The sequence below is a fragment of the Parabacteroides sp. Y3-G-102 genome (genome assembly GCF_023656845.1).
GTDB lineage: Bacteria > Bacteroidota > Bacteroidia > Bacteroidales > Tannerellaceae > Parabacteroides > Parabacteroides distasonis.
This window is the reverse complement of sequence record NZ_JAMOKU010000010.1, coordinates 1-19,788: the sequence shown is the minus strand read 5'-3', so window position 1 is coordinate 19,788 and position 19,788 is coordinate 1. Positions and strand designations below refer to the sequence as shown.

24 protein-coding genes are annotated in these 19,788 nt (G+C 46.9%); 12 read left to right on the top strand and 12 right to left on the bottom strand.

Annotation, left to right across the window (positions count from 1 at the left end):
* Positions 1–16: 16 nt before the first annotated feature.
* From kdsA to NBH16_RS06555, 10 genes are all read right to left on the bottom strand, one after another.
* The gene (gene kdsA, locus NBH16_RS06600) at positions 17–820 is read right to left on the bottom strand and encodes a 3-deoxy-8-phosphooctulonate synthase (protein WP_009018552.1); all 804 of its coding nucleotides are present in this window, start codon (positions 818–820) and stop codon (positions 17–19) included.
* The gene (gene miaA / locus NBH16_RS06595; protein WP_154395334.1) at positions 817–1,740 is read right to left on the bottom strand and encodes a tRNA (adenosine(37)-N6)-dimethylallyltransferase MiaA; all 924 of its coding nucleotides are present in this window, start codon (positions 1,738–1,740) and stop codon (positions 817–819) included. The genes kdsA and miaA overlap by 4 nt, the downstream gene beginning before the upstream one ends.
* A gap of 69 nt (positions 1,741–1,809) precedes the next feature.
* Positions 1,810–2,811, bottom strand: a complete 1,002-nt coding sequence (gap, locus tag NBH16_RS06590) for a type I glyceraldehyde-3-phosphate dehydrogenase (RefSeq protein WP_005861834.1) — start codon at positions 2,809–2,811, stop codon at positions 1,810–1,812.
* Positions 2,812–2,996: 185 nt separating this feature from the next.
* The gene (locus NBH16_RS06585) at positions 2,997–3,371 is read right to left on the bottom strand and encodes a hypothetical protein (protein ID WP_005865964.1); all 375 of its coding nucleotides are present in this window, start codon (positions 3,369–3,371) and stop codon (positions 2,997–2,999) included.
* Positions 3,331–3,738 (bottom strand): phage holin family protein, encoded by a 408-nt coding sequence (locus NBH16_RS06580; protein ID WP_005861838.1) that lies wholly within the window; start codon positions 3,736–3,738, stop codon positions 3,331–3,333. The genes NBH16_RS06585 and NBH16_RS06580 overlap by 41 nt, the downstream gene beginning before the upstream one ends.
* A 7-nt stretch (positions 3,739–3,745) precedes the next feature.
* Positions 3,746–3,967 carry a YtxH domain-containing protein gene (locus NBH16_RS06575; protein ID WP_005861840.1) on the bottom strand — a complete coding sequence of 74 codons (222 nt, stop codon included), beginning with the start codon at positions 3,965–3,967 and terminating at the stop codon, positions 3,746–3,748.
* A gap of 89 nt (positions 3,968–4,056) precedes the next feature.
* Positions 4,057–4,908, bottom strand: coding sequence for a 50S ribosomal protein L11 methyltransferase (gene prmA, locus NBH16_RS06570; protein ID WP_005865966.1), 852 nt, complete (start codon positions 4,906–4,908; stop codon positions 4,057–4,059).
* Between the two features lie 78 nt (positions 4,909–4,986).
* Positions 4,987–5,433, bottom strand: a complete 447-nt coding sequence (locus NBH16_RS06565) for an N-acetylmuramoyl-L-alanine amidase (RefSeq protein WP_005865969.1) — start codon at positions 5,431–5,433, stop codon at positions 4,987–4,989.
* A 317-nt stretch (positions 5,434–5,750) separates the two neighbouring features.
* The gene (locus tag NBH16_RS06560) at positions 5,751–5,849 is read right to left on the bottom strand and encodes a smalltalk protein (RefSeq protein WP_005861849.1); all 99 of its coding nucleotides are present in this window, start codon (positions 5,847–5,849) and stop codon (positions 5,751–5,753) included.
* A 274-nt stretch (positions 5,850–6,123) separates the two neighbouring features.
* Positions 6,124–6,621 (bottom strand): HU family DNA-binding protein, encoded by a 498-nt coding sequence (locus NBH16_RS06555; protein ID WP_005865971.1) that lies wholly within the window; start codon positions 6,619–6,621, stop codon positions 6,124–6,126.
* A gap of 220 nt (positions 6,622–6,841) precedes the next feature.
* Between NBH16_RS06555 and NBH16_RS06550 the strand changes: the two genes are divergently transcribed.
* Positions 6,842–7,081: a DUF4248 domain-containing protein gene (locus tag NBH16_RS06550; RefSeq protein ID WP_005865973.1), complete on the top strand. Its 240-nt coding sequence runs from the start codon at positions 6,842–6,844 to the stop codon at positions 7,079–7,081.
* Positions 7,082–7,314: 233 nt separating this feature from the next.
* On the opposite strand, the gene NBH16_RS06545 is transcribed toward NBH16_RS06550, so the two are convergent.
* Complete coding sequence (locus tag NBH16_RS06545) at positions 7,315–9,120, bottom strand: DUF3987 domain-containing protein (RefSeq protein WP_005865975.1); 1,806 nt, start codon at positions 9,118–9,120, stop codon at positions 7,315–7,317.
* A 27-nt stretch (positions 9,121–9,147) separates the two neighbouring features.
* The gene (locus tag NBH16_RS06540; RefSeq protein WP_008778054.1) at positions 9,148–9,780 is read right to left on the bottom strand and encodes a BT4734/BF3469 family protein; all 633 of its coding nucleotides are present in this window, start codon (positions 9,778–9,780) and stop codon (positions 9,148–9,150) included.
* A gap of 142 nt (positions 9,781–9,922) precedes the next feature.
* Here NBH16_RS06540 and NBH16_RS06535 point away from each other — a divergent pair, with 142 nt between their 5' ends.
* From NBH16_RS06535 to NBH16_RS06485, 11 genes are all read left to right on the top strand, one after another.
* Positions 9,923–10,855: a tyrosine-type recombinase/integrase gene (locus NBH16_RS06535; protein ID WP_044545355.1), complete on the top strand. Its 933-nt coding sequence runs from the start codon at positions 9,923–9,925 to the stop codon at positions 10,853–10,855.
* A 514-nt stretch (positions 10,856–11,369) separates the two neighbouring features.
* Positions 11,370–12,491, top strand: a complete 1,122-nt coding sequence (locus NBH16_RS06530) for a transcriptional regulator (protein WP_227713782.1) — start codon at positions 11,370–11,372, stop codon at positions 12,489–12,491.
* A gap of 53 nt (positions 12,492–12,544) precedes the next feature.
* A complete protein-coding gene (locus NBH16_RS06525; RefSeq protein ID WP_005865983.1) occupies positions 12,545–12,946 on the top strand; it encodes a hypothetical protein in 402 nt (133 codons plus the stop codon).
* A 14-nt stretch (positions 12,947–12,960) separates the two neighbouring features.
* Positions 12,961–13,098, top strand: a complete 138-nt coding sequence (locus tag NBH16_RS06520; protein ID WP_005861865.1) for a hypothetical protein — start codon at positions 12,961–12,963, stop codon at positions 13,096–13,098.
* A 2-nt stretch (positions 13,099–13,100) separates the two neighbouring features.
* Positions 13,101–13,244, top strand: coding sequence for a hypothetical protein (locus tag NBH16_RS06515; protein ID WP_005865985.1), 144 nt, complete (start codon positions 13,101–13,103; stop codon positions 13,242–13,244).
* Between the two features lie 17 nt (positions 13,245–13,261).
* A complete protein-coding gene (locus NBH16_RS06510) occupies positions 13,262–14,386 on the top strand; it encodes an MraY family glycosyltransferase (RefSeq protein WP_122144293.1) in 1,125 nt (374 codons plus the stop codon).
* An 82-nt stretch (positions 14,387–14,468) separates the two neighbouring features.
* Complete coding sequence (locus NBH16_RS06505; RefSeq protein ID WP_122144294.1) at positions 14,469–14,729, top strand: DUF3791 domain-containing protein; 261 nt, start codon at positions 14,469–14,471, stop codon at positions 14,727–14,729.
* A gap of 155 nt (positions 14,730–14,884) precedes the next feature.
* Positions 14,885–15,091 carry a DUF3791 domain-containing protein gene (locus NBH16_RS06500; protein ID WP_122144295.1) on the top strand — a complete coding sequence of 69 codons (207 nt, stop codon included), beginning with the start codon at positions 14,885–14,887 and terminating at the stop codon, positions 15,089–15,091.
* 430 nt (positions 15,092–15,521) lie between these two features.
* Positions 15,522–15,692, top strand: a complete 171-nt coding sequence (locus NBH16_RS06495; protein ID WP_158532955.1) for a hypothetical protein — start codon at positions 15,522–15,524, stop codon at positions 15,690–15,692.
* Positions 15,693–16,356: 664 nt separating this feature from the next.
* Positions 16,357–17,598, top strand: a complete 1,242-nt coding sequence (locus NBH16_RS06490) for a lipopolysaccharide biosynthesis protein (protein ID WP_122144297.1) — start codon at positions 16,357–16,359, stop codon at positions 17,596–17,598.
* 157 nt (positions 17,599–17,755) lie between these two features.
* The gene (locus NBH16_RS06485; RefSeq protein WP_250788243.1) at positions 17,756–19,669 is read left to right on the top strand and encodes a hypothetical protein; all 1,914 of its coding nucleotides are present in this window, start codon (positions 17,756–17,758) and stop codon (positions 19,667–19,669) included.
* The last annotated feature ends 119 nt before the right edge of the window (positions 19,670–19,788 follow it).

Here is a 19,788-nt window from a genome sequence, read left to right as displayed (position 1 = left end):
AAGGGCCCCTTATTTTTTATAGGATCGCTTGGCGTAGACGTACCAAACGTGTCAAAAGATCTTCTAATAAATCCAGTCTGAGCATATTGGCCCCGTCGGATTTGGCTTGGCTTGGCTCCGGGTGGGTCTCTATAAACAGGCCGTCCGTGCCTATGGCTATAGCGGCTTTCGCTATCGTCTCGATAAGGGCGGGCAATCCACCGGTCACGCCGGAGGTTTGGTTCGGTTGCTGCAAGGAATGGGTTACATCCATAATGACTGGGAAACCGAATGTTTGCATTTGCGGGATACCCCGGAAATCGACAACAAGGTCGGTATAGCCGAATGTCGTTCCCCGCTCGGTGATCATGACATTATCATTTCCCGCGTCCACTACCTTTTGTACGGCGAATTGCATGGCACCCGGCGAAAGGAACTGTCCTTTCTTTATATTGACGATTTTCCCGGTCTCGGCCGCCGCTACCAATAAGTCAGTTTGACGGCATAGGAAAGCCGGGATTTGAAGGACATCGACATATTCGGCGGCCATGGCAGCTTCCGTTGTCTCATGGATGTCGGTAACGGTGGGAATATTGAACGTCTCGCCCACCTTCCGTAAGATCTTTAACGCCTTCTCATCCCCGATGCCCGTGAAAGAATCCAGACGGGAGCGATTCGCTTTCCGATAGGAGCCTTTGAATACATAGGGTATATGCAGTCTTTCCGTGATACCCACTATTTTCTCGGCGATACGTAACGCCATATCTTCCCCCTCGATTACGCAAGGACCTGCCATCAAGAAGAAGTTCTCGCTTTTATTTAGATCGTTTATTGTTATCATAGCTGATTATTTAGAATTCGCATTGTTGTCGCTATTTTTTCTTCGGTCGGTAGGATGGCGTCTATCCAATGAATCTCGCAACCCCGGCGTTCCATGCCCCGGAACCAAGTCATTTGCCTCTTGGCGAATTGATGGATCGCTATCTCGAGTTGCGAGACCATCTCCTCAAAAGAAAGTTCCCCGATAATATATAAAGTAAGAAACTTATATTCCAATCCGTAATAGATCAGGTCCTCCGGTTTAACACCCGTAGCCAAGATCGTACGAACCTCATCCACCATTCCTTCGTCCAACCGGGTCCGCAAGCGTCTGGATATTTTTTCCCTACGTAATTCCCGGTCGATGTGGATACCGATGATCAGGCTGTTGATCGGATTATATTCATTTACGTCTGGTGCCTGAGTCTTATAATACTCCTCGATCTCGATCGCACGGATAGCCCGCTGGGCGGTGTCCACGTCCGTTTTATTATGTAATATCTTATAAGAGGCGAGGATGGTTTCCAGCTCCTCCAAGGTTTTATTCCTCAAGGATTCCCTTAGCTCAGGATTTTGAGGCACGTCTAATAGCTTATATCCTTTTAATACGGCCTCTATGTACATCCCGGTTCCTCCGCATAAGATCGGGAGTTTACCCCTCCGCTTCATATCCTCATAGACCCGGAAAAAGTCATGCTGATACTCAAATACGTTATATTTATAGCCGGGCTCGCAGATATCGATCAAGTGATAGGGGATTTGTTTTCCATTCACGTTGTAATCGGCCAAATCCTTACCCGTCCCGATATCCATAGAACGATAGATCTGCCGGGAATCAGCGCTGATGATCTCCGTATCCAACTGGGCGGCGAGAGCGGCGGCGAAGGTCGTCTTTCCGGAAGCCGTAGGCCCTAGAATCGTGATAAGTTCATATGATTTCATGATACAAACGTACGAAAAAAAAGGCCATCCTCAAAGAGGATAGCCTTTTCTATGTAGAGTGGTAATAAATTACTTACCAGCGATAACGCGAGCCATCTCACAAACTTTGTTTGAATAACCCCACTCGTTGTCGTACCAAGATACGATCTTAGCGAAGTTAGAATCCAAAGAGATACCAGCTTTAGCGTCGAAGATAGAAGTGTTAGCACAGCCACGGAAGTCAGTTGAAACAACTGCGTCTTCAGTATAACCAAGAACACCTTTCAATTCGCCTTCAGAAGCTTCCTTCATTGCAGCGCAGATGTCAGCCATAGAAGCCTCTTTCTCAAGAACTACTGTCAAGTCAACAACAGAAACATCAGAAGTCGGTACACGGAAAGCCATACCTGTCAATTTGCCGTTCAATACAGGTAATACTTTACCTACAGCCTTAGCGGCACCCGTTGAAGAAGGGATGATGTTCTCAAGGATACCACGACCACCTCTCCAGTCTTTCTTAGAAGGACCGTCTACAGTCTTCTGAGTAGCTGTAGCAGCGTGAACTGTCGTCATCAAACCTTTAACGATACCGAACTTGTCGTTCAAAACCTTAGCGATAGGAGCCAAGCAGTTTGTAGTACAAGAAGCGTTAGAGATAATGTCTTGACCTGCGTAAGTTGTATGGTTAACACCGTAAACGAACATAGGAGTAGCGTCCTTAGAAGGAGCAGACATGATAACTTTCTTAGCGCCAGCTTGGATGTGCTTGCGAGCTGTCTCGTCTGTCAAGAAGAAACCAGTAGACTCAACAACAACGTCAGCGTCAACCTCGTTCCATTTCAAGTTAGCAGGATCCATCTCAGCAGTTAAACGGATCTTGTTACCGTTTACAACCAAAGCGCCGTCTTCTACAGCTACTTCGCCGTCGAAACGACCGTGTACTGAGTCATATTTCAACATGTATGCCAAGTAATCAGCATCCAAAAGGTCGTTGATACCTACAACTTGAATATCGTTGCCAAAGTTAGCAACTGCAGCACGGAACACCATACGTCCGATACGGCCAAAACCGTTAATACCTAGTTTGATCATTGTAATAAAACTTTTTATGGGTTTATTAATAATAAGTCTTTATTTTTATCTCTTATCCATCGCAAGGAGTAGATATTCATTTTATCCTTGCTTTAACGACTGCAAATGTAGTCATGTTTTTTGTATTGAGCCTTATAATATAGCGAGAAAAAAACTGCCCTCTAACATAAATTAATTGTTGGAGGTTATTTCTTTTTCTTGAATAAGAGATTTGAGAACCATTTTTTCGCTTTTTTGATTCCCCACGTCATAATAAATGGTTGAGCGAGATCCCAAGCGATGGGAATCATACCTTTCGCTATGGATAAATAGTCTGAGATCCCTAAAGCGATGGAGGGTTGTCCGGCCGTTACGGGAGCTGTGTTCTTGTCGTTTGTTTTTGTCGTTGACTTATTGCTAGGGAAAAGGAGAGACGATAGTCCGGATAACAACAAACTTCCGGCGTTCTCCTGTATATAAGAGAAATCCTCATTCAATTTCTGTTCCTGCCGCTTACATTGTCTCTGTATGCGTTCTTTGTCAGAAATCAGTTTCTCCAGTGGGGTTTGCTGGTTGTTCATCGTTTGTCGCATTATTTTTATCGTCATTCGCCGTCATGGCGGCTATTACCTCATTTAATACTTTTGTGCTGATCCTGTCCCTATTCATTATTATAATGCCGATAAGTAGCAGGTACAAGACCGCCACGATACCGAATCCGAACCCGGAGGAGCCGAGCCAATCCCCTAGGAAGAAGCCCAAGGCCAAGAATATGAACAAGATGGCGAAGAATGCCAAAAACAATAATATCAAGCCATATGAGAGAACGGCTATGACTTTACCCGTTCTCTCATATGTACTCAACTTTAGGAGCTCAAGTTTTAACTCCACATAAGCCGATACATCTTCTTTCAGCTCACGGAAGACTGTTCCTGAATCTTTCTCCATACAAAGCTTATTCAGCTACGATTTCTTCTGTTGCCTGTACTACTTCTTGCTTTCCTTCTTTATATTTGGCAAGAGCGGAGTTAAAACCTTCTTTTACTTTTCCGACAACACCGTTCAATTCTTCCAGTAATTGTTCTCTCTTATCTGTCGCTGCCAAATAACCTACAGCGGCACCAACAGCCGCGCCTACTACAAGGCCAAGTAATAATTTTGAATCTACGCTTTTCATAACTTTTTCTTTTTAGAAGTTTCCACTAAGATAACGTATTTATTTGGATTAAGGTTTATCCTTGTCTTAACTTTTGTTGTTAAAAAAAGTTATCCTTTTAAGACCTTCACGGCAACCCAGTTATTTCTTTCGTTATAAGAATCCAATTTCAGCCCGTTTTTCTGACATTCAGCTTCTATCGCCGGGATATCTTCTACATAAAAGCCGCTCATAAATAGGATGCTTCCCTGTTTCATACTGTTTGTATATTGACAAATGTCATTCAGGAGGATGTTCCGGTTGATATTGGCAAAGACGATGTCGAATAGTCCGAATTCCTTGATTTTCTCGGCGCCGCCCAAGGCAACTTGTATGTCTTCGGTATGATTCAGGCGGATATTCTCTAGGGCGTTGTTATAAGCCCATTCGTCGATGTCGATGGCCGCTACCCGTTTCGCCCCTTTCAGCCGGGCCAAGATGGCCAGCACGGCTGTGCCGCATCCCATATCCAGTAGCTCCTTGCCTTCTAGGTCTAGTTTCAGCATCTCGCTTATCATCAAATAAGTCGTTTCGTGATTGCCGGTGCCGAAAGCCATTTTCGGGTCTATTATTATATTATATGTATAGCCGGGCTCCGCCTCGTGGAAGGAGGCACGGATGATGCATTCGCTTCCGATCCGGATGGGTTTGAAATAATTCTTCTCCCATTCCTCATTCCAGTCCTTGCTTTCTACCCATTTGGAGGTGTAATCGATCCGGGTATTCTCTAGCGGAAAGTCGACCAGTTTATCATCCAATGTCTTTTTGTCGTATAAAGCCTCGGATATATATCCCAGCAAACCCTTCTCGCTTTCCGTAAAGCTCTCAAAACCGATTTCCCCCAACTCGGCGGCCAGCACGTCATTGATAATCTCTTTCTCGATAGGGGAGGTGTATGTGAAACTAAGTTCGTAGTAGTTCATGTCGTATCTTTTTGTTTATTTTCTATATTGTCCGCAAACATACGAAAAAATCTGTTGCCTATTCAAATATCACGAAGCCTAATACAATTCCGCATATTCTTTCTCTGCGTCGAAGCAGGGGCAAGCCTTGCGAATGTTGGTGCTGAGTTGATAATGTCCTAAGATACGTGCCGACGGGTAATCCCTTCGTAATTGCCGTAACAGGTCCATCAAGGTACACCGCTGGGCATACGTCCGGGTATCCGCGGGAAGTCCTCGCTCATCCAATCCGCCCTCGTAGCAAATACCCAGACTGTGATCGTTCCAGCCCGAGGCGTGTGCCCCGATCTGGTTCTCCGGCCGGCAGCGGTGCAGCTCACCATCCCGGGTGATATAGTAATGATAGCCGATGTCGGCGAACCCACGATCCTTATGTGCGCTTCGAAGCGCTTCCACGGGAAAATCCCGGTCGTAGCGTGTTGCGCTGCAATGAATTACAAGGAGGCGAACCTCCCTGTAATTCTGGTAAAAGCAATATTGTTTCATTTTTATTCTTTTTTTAGTTTGTGTGTTACTTTTCTCTTGAAAGAAAAGTAACCAAAAGTTCAAGGCTGACGCTGACGGGCTACTCGTCGGCCTTCGCTCGCTGTCGCATCCCAACTCGCTTCGCTCAAACAGGGACGCTCCTGTCGCTCACTTCGGCCGCCTCGCTTTACGCCCGCCCGCTAAGGCCGGATGGAGAGCCGTTCCCGGCTCTTTGAGGAGAGGCCGGCCCCTTGAGAAAGACTGTCCTTCTGGTAGAGGGTGTCCTCTTTTGGGGAGGTTGTCTTCTTTAGGGAGTGGGAACGGGTGGGGGAGGCTTGCTAAAACAATTGGCAAGCTTGCAGGCCGAAGGCCCCTGCGATGGCGGTAGCAACGGCGATGATCACTTTGAGAATGGTACTCCAAACAGACTTCTTCATGATAATTAATAATTAATAGTGAACAATGAATAATGATATCCCGGCTGATATAAGAGGAAAGCGACGCTTTCCTTTGGACGGCCTCAGCGGACGGGCGTGAAGCGAGGCGGCCGAAGTGAGCGACAGGAGCGTCCCTGTTTGAGCGAAGCGAGTTGGGATGCGACAGCGAGCGCAGGTCTCGAAGTAGCCCGTCAGCGTCAGCCTTGACCTTTTGGTTACTTTTGGGTCAAGCCAAAAGTGACATACCGATTGGGTGCAAGCCAAAAGTGACACGCTAGATCTCGTCAGGCGATTCCGAGTCGTCCCCTCCGGAAGCGGGCTTCTTGCTGATATCGACAGAGGTCTCCCCAGCCTTCTCCGCACGAAGCACGGCTTGCTGAGCCTTGCGACTGGCCACCGGCTGGAACTCCAGTCCGGCGAAGATGTTCTTCAGGTCCTCACCCGGTATATACTGGATGTTGACACCGGTGATGTTTGTAGATGTGAATTTCTCAAGACTCTCCGCCCCCTCGTTGAGTATCTGTAGACGGAATTTGCCTAAATCGCCGAAATCCACCTGCTTTCCCTCTTGGAGGGCATCGAGCAGGTTCTCGACGGTGGAGATCAATACCGCTACCACGTCCGCACGGCTGACGGTGGTTTGCATGGATACCCGGCGACTCAGTTGCTTGAGCGACAGCTCTCCATTGACCTGTGCCGTGGCGTACGCTTTCGCCGGCTCGTCTTTCTTCAAAGGGTTGGGCCGAAGGGCCACACTGTAATTTAATGCCATAGTTTTAATAATTAAAAATTGATAATTGAAAATGGGATCGATCTGTTTTCGATTACGAATGTACGACTTCCGGTTTCCTCCGGAATGAGTCTCGTAGAGGCGGTGTGAAATCGGGGTATATAAGGTGATAAAAGATGAATATTAGTGGATCGGATCGTTGCCGGATTCGTACTTTTTCAGTATCTTTATTCCTGTAAATGAATTGAAAAACACCTATTTTATGCAGACAAATAACGAATATCAGGAAGGGTGGCCGGTGCGCCCTTATAGCAAACGGGAGTTGGCCATGGCCTATGCTCCCGATATCAGTCCGAGTTCCGCTCTCAACCGCTTGGCGGGATGGGTCCGACATCATCAGAAGCTCAGCGATGAGCTGGACGAGACAGGTTACCAAAACCGGCAGCGGATTTTCACCTCCCTGCAAGTGGAACTGATCTTTCGCTATTTGGGCCGTCCTTGAACGAGGGTCTTCCATGTTCGCTTTCGCATGCGTATATCGGCATCGCTTCATGCGTATATTGACGTTAGCCCACACGTATATCGGCGTGGCCCTGTACGGGCGTAGGCGTGAGGCGATGCCGGTGTACGTGTGGGGCGTGCGACTTATGCGAGTAATGCAAATAATGCAAGTAATGCAGTACCTGTTTTCCCACACACGTGCGTACATACTTAAAAGAAGAGGAGGAAGAGGGATTATGTTTTCTTATAATCCCCTCGTTTTTCTCCCTTTCGGACGATTCTCTGTTTCTGCCAACGTTGCAAGCAACTGCATGCGGTGTTTTTGGGTATCTTCAGCTTCTCGGCTTCTTCCAAGAGGGATTGATAGGTGAAACCCGTATCCAAGGTGATGAAGAGACGTTCTTGGTCGGCCATGCCCCGGTTCTTCACCTCGTTGGCGGGAAGGAACGAGAGTATGTGTACGGCGTGTAGGTACATAGGCTCGGCCAAGGAAAGGACCGCTTGGAAATCATCCTCTTGGATGGAGAGATCCCAGCGGGTGATGATCCCGTCCTTGATGTTGTCGGAGCAGGTCTGCGGGTCTGGCGTGAGCCGGGGCGACTTGCGCAGGCTGGCGGCGAAGTCTCCCGCCTCCTCGCATTCCCCTGTTATTCGCAATAGGGCGACGATCGACAGGATACGTCCGATATTGATGGCCATCCGTACGACGGAGCTGTTCATCTCGTTGCCGGTGCCCTTCCGGGAGCGCTCGAACAAGGTTTGGAACACCTCGTTGAAGGAGACGATTTGCGCGTCGGTCAAGCGAAGCGAGATCACCCCCAGTTTCTGGATCTCTCTCAAGTGAGCGATCCAGTCCTTGCCCAATTTCTGGAACTCCAGCGACGTGTCGGTCCGCTGTAGACTGAACTGGTTGATCCAGTGAAGTACACGGGGCATATAATAGAACATTTGCCGGGAGAACAATCCGTTCTCGCTGGAAGGGATCAGCGGCTTCACCTGCCCGGGCGTTCCGCTTATCAATACCGACAGGTGTGAGTGCCGCAGCTCCCGATACTCCCGGTCTGTCCGCCGGTTGTAACTGAGCGGGTCGTGATCGAACGAGCAGCGGATCACCTCGCTCCAATGGCCATAATCCGAGGCGATGGAGTTGCTGACCATGTCCGCCTCGGTCTCGCAGATGATCCCCACGCCGCCTGAGTCGATGATATTCTGCAAGATACCGGTACCGGTGTTGTTGCCGGAGAATATAAACATACGGTTGAGAGGCATTTCTGGCTCCTCGGCTTTCGCCTTTTCCCGTCCCAAGGAATTGAAGGAGGTCATCTCTTTCTTATACCTTTTCATCTCCTCCGCCACGGTCGCCCGGATCTCGTCGTGGATCGGTTGCACGAGCATTCGCGTCCATGCGAGCACGCCTTTTCCGGAGGCGGGGGGAGCGACGACGAAGGTTTGCAAACTGGAGAAGAACCATTTGCCTCCATATAGGAACCGCAGCGTCTGGGCGAGCGAGGCGCCCAAGGTGGTGAGCCCGCCCAGAAGGAGTACATCCCGTTGCTCCCGGCTCTGTCCGAACGCCATGATCTGCCGCAACATCCGGGGCCACTCATGCCCCTCGGGGAAGAAGGGCAGGTGGGTGAACGGATCGACCTGCTCTTCGATCTCGATCTCTACATTATTATCGCACGCACGTGTGTGGGAAACAGGTGCTGCATTATTTGCATTACTTGCATTACTTGCGTGCGTATCGCGGGGGCGGCTTGGAGGCTCCAAGCGTACGCCCGCCAGTTCGGCCAAATGGAAGGCCGTACCGAGGTGTATCCTGTGGTCTCCCTTTTTCAAGGAGTTGGAGAAAAGTCGTTCGGCCTTCTCCCGGTTAAACTTCACCGATAGGGAACACAGGGCGATGAAACCTTCTCGTCCTGCCTCGCCGCAATCGTTGGCGATGGCAAACGCCAAGCGTACGTATTCACAATATCCGGGGGCGATATCTACACCCGCCGAACGAACCGCTTCTACTAAGCGGGATAAACTGTCTGACATGTAATTTATGATTTATGAGTTATGATTTCAAATCCTGAAGAGTGCGTTGGGATCATGACATAGGAAACAGGAGCGGACGATGTCTTTGCCGCTCGGGTCTACTTTCTGGGAGCCTCGCGTCTCTCCGTCGCCATACACATATTCCACGTAGTTCATTACGCCTAGGATATGCTCGGAGATATAGGCGGGTGTCTCGTTTCCGGGATGTTCCGGATAGGGGACGAAAGCCTTTACGCCTCGTTCGCTCGGGCTGATGAAGCAGAGGGCGGGGCATAGGTAGGCATCGTCGAACAGCTGTCTTCGGAGAGCTTCCGCCTCCGCGGTAGAGTCCAATCCGTCTACATCCACAACCACCAATCCGCTCGGGGCCAGGAGCCGATCGCTTTTCCGGTATGAGAAAGTCCCGCAAGGCGTGACATACGGTAGCGTTTGCCGTTTCAGCTCGCTGAATCGTTCCTTGTCACCCGTCTCAAGCGGGAGGCGGAGCTGCCGGGTGAGGCGTTCGAGGGCCGGATCGCCGGTGATGAGTCGGACCACCTCCTGTAAGGTGACTTCTCGACTGGGATATACGGTAGCCGGTCGTGATACTCGTCCCGTTAGGCTATCTTTGACCGGTGAGATCGGGGCTGCGAAAAGGGACATTTTAAATTCATTTTTCATGTATTCTTTTTCTTAGATTAACGGCGGTGAAGGTCGGATTAATAAAATAAAGTGCGGGACGAACAGTTCGTCCCAATGTTAATGGTGTTGACATGATTAAATAAAAGATAACAGAATAAACAAGGATTTAAGGAGGATTTATATGAAAAAAGAAGACGTGGTGGGGGGTATGTTGGCTTATATAGCCCACCTTCGTGAGGTGGGGCGTTATTCCACGGCGAAGAGTTATCTGGACGCTTTACGCTCGTTCAAGTGTTTTTGCGGGATGGAGGAAATCCCTTATGCCTATATAGACAAAGAGAGGCTCTTGCTTTATCAGGCATGGCTGTCGAAGCGGGGCTGTATGCGCAATACGGTGTCCACCTATATGCGGCGAATCCGGCATATCTATAACTTGGCGGTGGAGGCTGGCGAGGTTTCGTATATCCCGAATCTGTTCAAGGGGGTGTTTACAGGCGTGGAGAGCAAGCGGAAGAAGGCGTTGCCTCTGGATAGCTTGCGCTCGTTGATGGGGACTCCGAGAGTTGAGCCGGAGATGCGGAGAACCCAGCTGTGTTTTTGCCTGATGTTCTCGTTCAGCGGGATGGCGTTCGTGGATTTCGCCCATTTGCGGAAAGAGAATGTCAAGGACGGGGTCTTGTCGTACCACCGTCAGAAGAGCGGGTCTTTCATCCGGGTGGAGATCCCGGCCGATGTACGGCTCTTGTTGGATGAGTTGGCGGTTTGCACGGACAAGGACTCGCCTTACCTGTTCCCGTTTCTGAGCGGGAAGAAAACGGGTGAGGCGGCCTATGCGGAATACAACGGCGCCTTGCTGCGCTTTAACCGCGACTTGAGGTCGCTGGCGGAGACTTGTGGTGTGGGTGAGCCGGTCACCTCGTACACGATCCGTCACTCTTTCGCCACGACCTTGAAGGAACAGGACGTACCGATCGAGATGATCAGCGAGCTGTTGGGGCATACGTCTATCAAGACCACGCAAATTTACTTGAAGAGCTTTTCCTTGGAACGTCTGTCGGCGGTGAACCGGGCTTGCTTCGAGAGCGTGTATAAACCGGTATCCGAGGTGGGGTAAGAGATTAGCTACTCGGGAAGTAGCGTATTCTTTCATGCCGCGAATATAGTAAAAAATAACTAAAAACAAGCGAATAGATCCGCTTGTTTACTCATTGTAGGCGTTTGATCCTCTCTATTCTTTGATTTTCCCGTTTTATCCTAAACGTATAGACATGGTGATGCGGGTGAAATGACCTCTTGTTCCCGGTATCATTCCACCATGCCTCATAACCTGTGTGTATTCCTGTAGAGACGGGGCGTGCCCCGTCTCATCTCCTCAAAATGGTATTTAAATTACCGTCAGACGATGGGAGACGGAGCACGCTCCGTCTCTACAACTGGGTAATTTTCACCTCCTTTTACGCTACTTCCCGAGTAGCTAAATATTCACTAGGTATGGTAATTTTCAGAAATGCCATATTTGAAAACTTAAAGTGCTGTGTGTCAGGCGTAAATAGGGTACGCTTGGCAGGGCTTTGAATTGTCGTTTAATCAGAGGGGAACTCCTCGTATATCTTAGGGAAAAGAGAATCATGCCGACGCATATTTTGAGAAACGATCGTCCGAAGGGGGGCCTGACACAGGTCGGCAAGCGTCATGACTTGAAAGCCGTGCGCTGGTACGTGCTCACGCTTCCTACCGCCGCGGGTGGACGGCGTGACCGGATCAGTCCCTCCAAAGGCTTGGACGTGGAGCTTTCCCGGCGGGAACGCCGGGGAGAGACTCTTTTCGAGTATTTCGCCCCCTCGTACGTGGAGGTACGAAAGGTGGGTGGCAAGCTGGTCAACACGAGGCGACCTTTGCTGTTCAACTACGTGTTTATCCGTTCTTCGGTCGAGGAAATCTTCCGCATGAAGCAGGCACTCCCCTTGTATAATTTCCTTCCCCGTGTCTCTTCCGGGAGTACGACCTATTTTCCGCACCTCTTGGATCAGGAGATGGCGAATTTGCGCTGGGTGGCGGAGGCTTACTCCAACGAGCTCCCGGTATACGTGCCGGAGAGTACCCGCTTGTTGAAGGGGGATCGGGTACGCATCACGTCCGGTTATTTTACCGGGATGGAGGCCGAGGTGGTGATCCAGCCGGGCGGAGGTCATAAGGAGGTGATGGCACGCATACTGGATTGCATGTGGGTACCCTTGTTCGAGGTAAAGGCGGGTGAGTACGAGTTGATCGAGTTGAACGCGAAGAGCAAGCACGTTTATACCCATCTGGACAACGACCGCCTGTCGGAGGGCCTGCACGAGGCCTTGGGACGTTACCATGCTTCCGGCAGTGTCTGTGAGGAGGATCGACGATTGGCTGGCGAGGTACTGCGGGGATATGCCTCTTTGCGTGCGGAGACAGACGTGATGCGCTGCAAGCTGTGCGCATTGCTCCTCCCGACCTATAAGCTGTCGGGCGATGAGGAGGCTTTCGTTCGCTTGCACGACACGATGCGCGGCTTATTGCCTGTCGTGAAAGCACCGCAATCCCGTGCCCTGTTGCTGGTCACCTTGTACGGCTGTACGGATAACGCTCTCTACCGTCGCATGGCACACGAGCTAGTGGATCCTTGGCAAGTCGATCCCTCGCCTAAGAAAAGTAAATTATCCTTGATCCGCCGGCTGGGCGACTATGATAGATGGCTGGGCCACGAATCAGTTGACAGTTGAGAAGTGGCAGTTGACAGTTTAAATCATAATCCAAAATTCATAATTCAAATTTGATGTCTACCCTTCCTTCCGGCGTTCGTTTGGTGGCGTTGCTGAACGACCATTTGCGCGAGATCATGGGGCGCGAGCGTGCGAACCATACCTCCATGCACTTGTATTGTACGGGGCCTTACTGGGTCGCCTTCGAGCGTTCGGCCTATCAGTTGCGTCGTGCGTTCCCGGACAGCGAGACCACGCCGATGCGCCTGTTCGGGTATCCGTTTCCGGTCGTGATGGTGTCCGTAACGGATCGCTCGCTGCGTTCGTACGCCCGCAAGCATATCTTGCGGATCGACGAGCCGGATTATAAGCGATTGACCGTCCCCGTTTTCCCCGCGGAAGATTACCGGTCGTGGCACGAGCGGGAGGTATCGGGACTGCCGTATCCCCACACGTACGGATTTCAGAGAAATTAATACGATTATCACATATGTACCGACAACAATTCTTTCCCCGTCTGGGTGATTACATCGACACGCTGCTGAAAGTCACCAAGCTGACCAAATCCATCGTCTGCGTAACCGGAGGTATGGGCGGCAGTACCTATAACGCTTTAAAAAAGGTATAGACATGCATTTCAGCATCTATGTCCGTCTGTTGGACCTCCTTTGGGAACATCTGGATGACGAGGATCGGTTCCGCCGACTGGCCCATGAAGCCGTGGAGCGGTATATCGCTTACATGCGGGGGAAGATGGATGAAGGAAAGAATTAATCTTATACGTTAGGATCATGCAAACATCTTTGTTTCTATTATTCGGTTTCCTGTTTGCCGTATCGCTCGGCATGGTGATCATCCCGAGGATCTTGGTGATTTCCCATAAGAAACGGCTCTATGATGTCCCGGACGCCCGTAAGGTGCATACGATGCCGGTTCCTCGTCTGGGTGGGCTGTCCTTTTTTCCGGTGATCCTGATGTCGATGTTCTTGGTGATCGGTTTTCGTCTGTACTTTTGGGATATGGATACCTCGAGCTTGTCATTCAATATGCTTTATGAGTACCTGTTCCTGTTCGTGGGCATGACGCTACTTTATCTGGTGGGTGTTTGCGACGATCTGGTCGGTGTAGGCTACCGCTATAAGTTCGCCGTGCAGATCGCCGCTGCGTTTCTGTTGGTACTGTCAGGCAACTGGTTCGACTCGTTTGGTGGCTTGTTCGGTATTTACTCGGTGCCGGTTTGGGTAGGGGTGCCGTTCACGGTGTTTATCGTGGTATATATAACAAATGCCATTAACTTGATTGATGGTATCGACGGCTTGGCCTCGGGTCTGTGTTGTATCGCCTTGTCGGTCTTGAGCGTTATATTCTTTCTTCGTGGACAGTATGTTTACGCCTTGTTGGCGATCTGTACGCTGGGTATCCTTATGCCCTTTTGGTGCTACAACGTGTTCGGCAACGCCAACCGTGGGCATAAGCTTTTCATGGGGGATGCCGGCAGCCTTACGCTGGGCTACGTGATCAGTTTCCTGATCATCCACATGAGCGTGACGAACGAGGTCTCTCCGACATTGTCCAACCCGTACATGGTGATCGCTTTCTCTACGGTGCTGGTTCCGCTGTTGGACGTGATCCGTGTGGTCTTGCATCGCCTGCGTGAGCACAAGAACCCGTTCTTGCCGGATAAGAATCATTTTCATCATAAGTTGTTGCGCACGGGGATGCGGGTGCGGATGGTGATGGTTTGTATCATTGCGATTTCCGCTTTCTTTATCCTGCTTAATAGCTCGTTGGCATGGCGTGTGGATATAACCTATTTGTTTTTCTTGAATCTCTTTTGCTGGAGTATATTGCATGTAGGCTTGAATGGGCTGATTAGGCGTAATCGGGAACAGAAAGAGAGCGAACAACCGCGATAGGTGAAGAATTATTATTGGGATCAGTGTGGAGGAATCGTAAATGTCATTATCTTTGCCACAAAGAAGGATAAATATAAGACTCATGGATACTCGACAAGCGGAAATAGGAGATAAGATCCATTTTGCGGTGATGGCCATAGAAGCTTCTGCCAAGGAAATGAGTATCTCTCCGATGGAAATGCGTAGACGTTTGGAAAAGGTCGGATTGGTGCGTCGCCTGCTGTTGGATTGTTATGATGTCATGCACACCCAAAGTCTGAGGCATGTAGCGGAGGATGTCGTGGAGGTCTTGCGAAACTGGGAAGCCGCCGCATCCGGAGGTGAGAGAGGAGGTGAGTTATGATTGTTCTGTATCATCACGGTTGATCAAGCATTGGGTAAATTGCGATATACCTCACCTAATAATCAAATATGTATATTGAGTCAGTCGTTGCTCGATAAGTATTTACGTTTTGTTGATAGCGAGCGGCTTAATGATATACGAGAAGGGAGGCCGGTATGAGAGAGCAAGTGCTTTGGAGAAAGGTCGCCCGGATTATTATGCGACTAGCGGAGCGTTTGCAAATATCCCCGGAGCGTGCGCTTGCCATCTTCTATGATACGCGTACTTGTTCTATGTTGCATGATAGCAAGTATGGACTTCATTTGATGAGTGACGATTATATTTTAAATGATTTATTAAACGAGCTGAGGGATAGGCAATGAGTTCGTTTGTGCCGATCAATCCGATGGTGAAAGGATTCGACTTTAATGTAATAGGCAATAACTTAGAATTGCTGCTTGATGGGACTGGGCTTGAGCGTTCCTTCATGTCTCCAACATAAGTGATGGAACGTTGCGCTATCTCTGTTTGTTGGCCGTTTTTTGCAACCTTAAACGAGGAGCTTTGATTTCCGAGCGATCTATTGTCTCGGATTTATAATGAAAATGGAAAAGAATACCACAAAGTAAGAGATTTTGTCAAGGTGTTTCCCAAGCTTGATACGCAAACGCTAAAAGTTACATTTCCAGATTTTGATTATCTTATCACTGCTTTGAGATCGTGATTGGAAGCGTTTTTCACATCTGTCCGCTTAGACCGTAGGTAGAGCCATTCGTAAGCACTCAATAGCTATTAGTCATTGTCAAAAATAAGATGAATGGCATCGTTTATTCTCATATTGAACGTTGGTATAAACAAGACCGGGTGCAAGTACCGGTAGAGATTGTTGATCGGGACAGCCTATCCGTGATAGACTACCGGGGGACCGCTCCTTGGTGGAGAGATTGTCTATGTTGGTGTCACGTAAGAGCCAAATTCAAATGAACAAATAAGAGAAAGACGCAATCATGCAGATGTCACCGAGATAAACAAGATACTAGGTAGGGCATGCCGGATGCTAAAAGACAAAAGAATCCATTTAGGTGAAATGATGAACACTGCGTTGAACTATATGATCAATGGATGGGGGGAAATTACTCAACTATCGACATGATGGTCGCTACGACTTATTACACTCTGATAGAAATGGCTAAACTGAATAATTTGTCTCCAATGGATTATCTCTCGCATGCTTTTCATCAGTTACTGGAAGGGAATAAGGACTATGAAAGTCTATTTCTGGGTAAAAGCCCTTCAAACGATCAAATTAAACATGAAAAATAAACCCGCTCAATTGTTATGTGATTGATTTTCAATTAGTGATAAACTTGTTGAGTGTTTACTGCCTTTTGGCTTGAATTGGTTGATTAAGCGAAATAGGGAACGGAAAGTGAAAATGTAAATATCGGTGATGCATCATGCTATCCTATCAACAGGCACCAATTGTCGGTGATCTGTTCTTGTAGCTTCTAATGCAGTTACTACTCATGATATTCTAGGCGATAGTATAGTAGCGAGTGTTCCCACAAAAATGATGGAAAGGATTGAGAGAGGCACATTTCGTAGGGCAAGTCGCATACTTTAAGTACCGATTTAAAAAGCTGATATAATGTTTAGCTATCATACTCTTTCGAAGCAAAACAAGCAAGTCGTTATCTTGTATGCATCCACATTATTAGGCACATTGCTAGGAGTCTTGTCTTCTGTTATTAATACAAGATTCCTTGACCCAATAGATTATGGGGATGTGAGATACGTACAGAACATTATCAACTTGATAGCATCATTGTTGTTATTTGGATATTCTAGGTCAGGTAGTAGGCTACTGGCTTTGTCATGTGAGGAGAAAAATAGTAAGAAGATAAGAGGATGTATGGTAATAATCCTTATTTTTGCAAGTATTATACTTTTGATAGCAACAGGTTGTAATTATTTCTTTCATATTACTCATCCACGGCTAGCATATTTGTTTCTTGTTTCATTGCCGGTTTGTCTATATCCTCTTTTTAATGATTATATAAACACTACGGCACAAGGGGATAATCATATAGTGCGCATATCAATAAACACATTGCTTCCTGTACTCTTATATGTTCCTTTAGGTTTTATCATTTACTCATCCTATGGAGCTACGTCCACAAAAATGATATTATTACAATGGGGAATTAATTCGCTTGTCGCTGTAATTGTCATCATTAGTACTAAACCCTCTTTTAAAGGTTTAAGGTCAACATTTGTACAACTGCACGAAGAGAATAAAAATTATGGAATCCAGCTATATTATGGCTCGCTGGTGATGGTGGCAACAAACTATATCGCTGGCATTACTTTGGGAATGTTCAACGAAGACAACACCAATGTTGGTTTTTACACGTTAGCATTAACAGTAACAGGTCCTTTGTCTATGCTTCCTGCAATTATAGGAACGACGTATTTTAAAGAGTTTGCTCATCAATCTAGGATTCCAGATAAAGTATTGAAGATGACTTTATTAATGACCATTCTGAGTTGTATAGCGTTTATCCTTTTGATTCATCCTATTGTCAAATTCTTATACTCTGATAGCTATTCTCAAGTTGGTGTTTATGCTTCGTGGCTTGCGATAGGATATTGTGTACATGGGGTTGGTGATATGTTGAACAGATATCTAGGATCTCATGGAGAAGGTAAATTTATAAAAAATGCTAGTTTTGTTTGTGGTACGTTTAAGATTTTTGGATTTAGTCTCTTGGTGTATTTATGGGATATGAATGGAGCATTACTGACTTGCGTAGTAAGCTCAATTATTTATTTTATATGTATGGCGTTTTATTACAAAAAATTTGTAACGGTTGAGAATATATCTGTTTGAAATTCAATTTTATGATGTAAAATCTATTTGCTTTGTCTTAATTAGGAATTAGTAGGGATAGGTGATAATTTGATACAGATTGCATTTAAATCTTTTGATAATTACAGCTTGAAAGTGATATTTGGATTTTTTGCTCGACCGATTATATTTTTGAAAGATGAATTCAGTAACTTATTCATTTGATTTATTTGATACATGTTTTGTTAGAGCATGTGGTTTTCCAAAAAATGTGTTCGACTTGTTGGCTTATCGTACTTTAGGAGAGAATTGCGACGAAAGTATGCTTGCCGATTTTGCTTTGATACGAGTGAAGGGAGAACAAACTGCTCGGAACTTGTCTGATAAAGAGGAGGTCTCTTTGATGGATATCTATCAATATTGTTCGTTTAAAGGCTTAACATCTTTATCGAATGAGGCAATAGCGGAGATTGAAATGGAAGTAGAGCGAGAACAATTGTGCTCTGTTCGTTCGATATGGGAACGGATAAATTATTTACATGATAGAGGAGAGAATATTTATTATATCTCAGACATGTACCTTCCTGCTTCTTTCTTGAAAGATTTGTTGGTGACACATGGTTTTTGGAAAGAAGGCGATCGGCTCTATGTGTCTTCTACCTATGGGGTTACTAAACGATCGGGAAATCTTTATAAATTGATAGCGGACGAGAATCAGCTTACTTTCTCTCGATGGTATCATTGTGGTGATAATAGGCATAGTGATTATAAAATGCCTCAGCAGTGGGGAATTAGGGTGGAATTGATAAAGCATAAATTCTCTGTATATGAGTGCTGTTTATTGCGACCTGATATTTTTCCCGGTTTGTTTGTCAGTCAGCACATGGCTGCGATTTCTAAGGCTGTTCGGCTATCATTACAAGACGATGTCGTGAATGATTTTGCGTCAGATTTGATAGCTCCACTTTATGTCCCTTTTGTTTTCAGTATTTTATCAGACGCCAGTAAAAGAGGGATTAACAGAATATTTTTTTTGGCGCGGGATGGCTATATCCTCCATGTAATAGCAAAGAGGTTGTCGAAACAATTTCCTAAATTGGAACTAGACTATTTATATGTTTCTCGAGCTTCCCTTTATTTCCCGGGAATTCGGGAGGTAACAACGGATAATCTTGAATGTTTTTTTCAAACATATTATCAGATGATTGCGGTGACAAGTAGTCTGCGTGATGTGTTATCTGAGTTTATTTGCGATGATGTGTGTGACCGGTTGGTCGATACGTTGCCTATGGTTGGACAGTGTGGCCGGGCTAGGGAAGCTTTTGAAGTTTTACTCCATTCCGAGGAGGCAATAAAGATTCTTCAAACATATCATGATGAGCAACGAGCATTGATCTTGGCCTATTTTGGAGAGAAAGGGCTGGCCGACGAGAATGCTTCAACAGCTATTGTTGATGTGCGGGGTACCCGCCATTGCCATCAAGTGATCAATACGATTTTACAAGATGCAGGTTATCCACCGACTTTTGGATATTATCTAGAGGTGGCAGATGACCGGAAAAATATCACAGAGGCAGGGAGTTACCAAGCTTTACTTTATAAAGAGCGGATGCTAAAAAGTCAAAGATTGAAGTATATAGTAGAGTTGAGAAATGTATTTGAGCAATATTTTTCGGCAGCTCCCACCGCTCGTACTATCTGCTATATGTGGAAGGAAGGAAAGGTACGGCCAATGTTTACTCGAGAGGTTGTGCCTGCAGAGACGTTGGAGCTCGTTCGTAAACACGAGTTGGTGATGATGATATATGCGGATTTATTCATGAATAATTACTTGTATAAGCAAATAGAATCTGTATTACTTAGATCCTTGGATGTATTAGGGAAATTTGCTGGTTCGCCATCGGCTCATTATCTGAAAGCATTGGTTGGGAGACGAGTCGGGTGTATGAATAACAACAACCGGTATATCATTAAGAAAATCACTTGGAGAGATTTTGGGCAGTATCGAATTGACTGGTGGCGGGGGGCATTTTTCTACACGTTTCGTTTTCCCTTTAGCAGGCGGATCGTGGATTTTATGTATAGAATTAAGAATAAATTAAAAAATTACTGATTCTCCGCAAACACACCTAATATTTTTAGTATATTAGCGCTCAAAAAGCAGGGATTATGAACATATTCAGTTTTACGGCTCATTTCGGTTCGGAGGAAGATTGTCGTTTGCATTTCAAG

Bases quoted from the DNA above. Each gene is read 5' to 3' on its own strand.
- NBH16_RS06560 (WP_005861849.1), bottom strand. From the start codon at position 5,849: ATGAAGAAGTCTGTTTGGAGTACCATTCTCAAAGTGATCATCGCCGTT.
- NBH16_RS06520 (WP_005861865.1), top strand. From the start codon at position 12,961: ATGTACCGACAACAATTCTTTCCCCGTCTGGGTGATTACATCGACACG.
- NBH16_RS06575 (WP_005861840.1), bottom strand. From the start codon at position 3,967: ATGAAAAGCGTAGATTCAAAATTATTACTTGGCCTTGTAGTAGGCGCG.
- NBH16_RS06555 (WP_005865971.1), bottom strand. From the start codon at position 6,621: ATGGCATTAAATTACAGTGTGGCCCTTCGGCCCAACCCTTTGAAGAAA.
- kdsA (WP_009018552.1), bottom strand. From the start codon at position 820: ATGATAACAATAAACGATCTAAATAAAAGCGAGAACTTCTTCTTGATG.
- NBH16_RS06485 (WP_250788243.1), top strand. From the start codon at position 17,756: ATGAATTCAGTAACTTATTCATTTGATTTATTTGATACATGTTTTGTT.
- NBH16_RS06550 (WP_005865973.1), top strand. From the start codon at position 6,842: ATGCAGACAAATAACGAATATCAGGAAGGGTGGCCGGTGCGCCCTTAT.
- NBH16_RS06515 (WP_005865985.1), top strand. From the start codon at position 13,101: ATGCATTTCAGCATCTATGTCCGTCTGTTGGACCTCCTTTGGGAACAT.
- NBH16_RS06540 (WP_008778054.1), bottom strand. From the start codon at position 9,780: ATGAAAAATGAATTTAAAATGTCCCTTTTCGCAGCCCCGATCTCACCG.
- NBH16_RS06510 (WP_122144293.1), top strand. From the start codon at position 13,262: ATGCAAACATCTTTGTTTCTATTATTCGGTTTCCTGTTTGCCGTATCG.
- NBH16_RS06490 (WP_122144297.1), top strand. From the start codon at position 16,357: ATGTTTAGCTATCATACTCTTTCGAAGCAAAACAAGCAAGTCGTTATC.
- NBH16_RS06565 (WP_005865969.1), bottom strand. From the start codon at position 5,433: ATGAAACAATATTGCTTTTACCAGAATTACAGGGAGGTTCGCCTCCTT.
- prmA (WP_005865966.1), bottom strand. From the start codon at position 4,908: ATGAACTACTACGAACTTAGTTTCACATACACCTCCCCTATCGAGAAA.
- miaA (WP_154395334.1), bottom strand. From the start codon at position 1,740: ATGAAATCATATGAACTTATCACGATTCTAGGGCCTACGGCTTCCGGA.
- gap (WP_005861834.1), bottom strand. From the start codon at position 2,811: ATGATCAAACTAGGTATTAACGGTTTTGGCCGTATCGGACGTATGGTG.
- NBH16_RS06525 (WP_005865983.1), top strand. From the start codon at position 12,545: ATGTCTACCCTTCCTTCCGGCGTTCGTTTGGTGGCGTTGCTGAACGAC.
- NBH16_RS06535 (WP_044545355.1), top strand. From the start codon at position 9,923: ATGAAAAAAGAAGACGTGGTGGGGGGTATGTTGGCTTATATAGCCCAC.
- NBH16_RS06580 (WP_005861838.1), bottom strand. From the start codon at position 3,738: ATGGAGAAAGATTCAGGAACAGTCTTCCGTGAGCTGAAAGAAGATGTA.
- NBH16_RS06495 (WP_158532955.1), top strand. From the start codon at position 15,522: ATGAATGGCATCGTTTATTCTCATATTGAACGTTGGTATAAACAAGAC.
- NBH16_RS06530 (WP_227713782.1), top strand. From the start codon at position 11,370: ATGCCGACGCATATTTTGAGAAACGATCGTCCGAAGGGGGGCCTGACA.
- NBH16_RS06545 (WP_005865975.1), bottom strand. From the start codon at position 9,120: ATGTCAGACAGTTTATCCCGCTTAGTAGAAGCGGTTCGTTCGGCGGGT.
- NBH16_RS06505 (WP_122144294.1), top strand. From the start codon at position 14,469: ATGGATACTCGACAAGCGGAAATAGGAGATAAGATCCATTTTGCGGTG.
- NBH16_RS06500 (WP_122144295.1), top strand. From the start codon at position 14,885: ATGAGAGAGCAAGTGCTTTGGAGAAAGGTCGCCCGGATTATTATGCGA.
- NBH16_RS06585 (WP_005865964.1), bottom strand. From the start codon at position 3,371: ATGAACAACCAGCAAACCCCACTGGAGAAACTGATTTCTGACAAAGAA.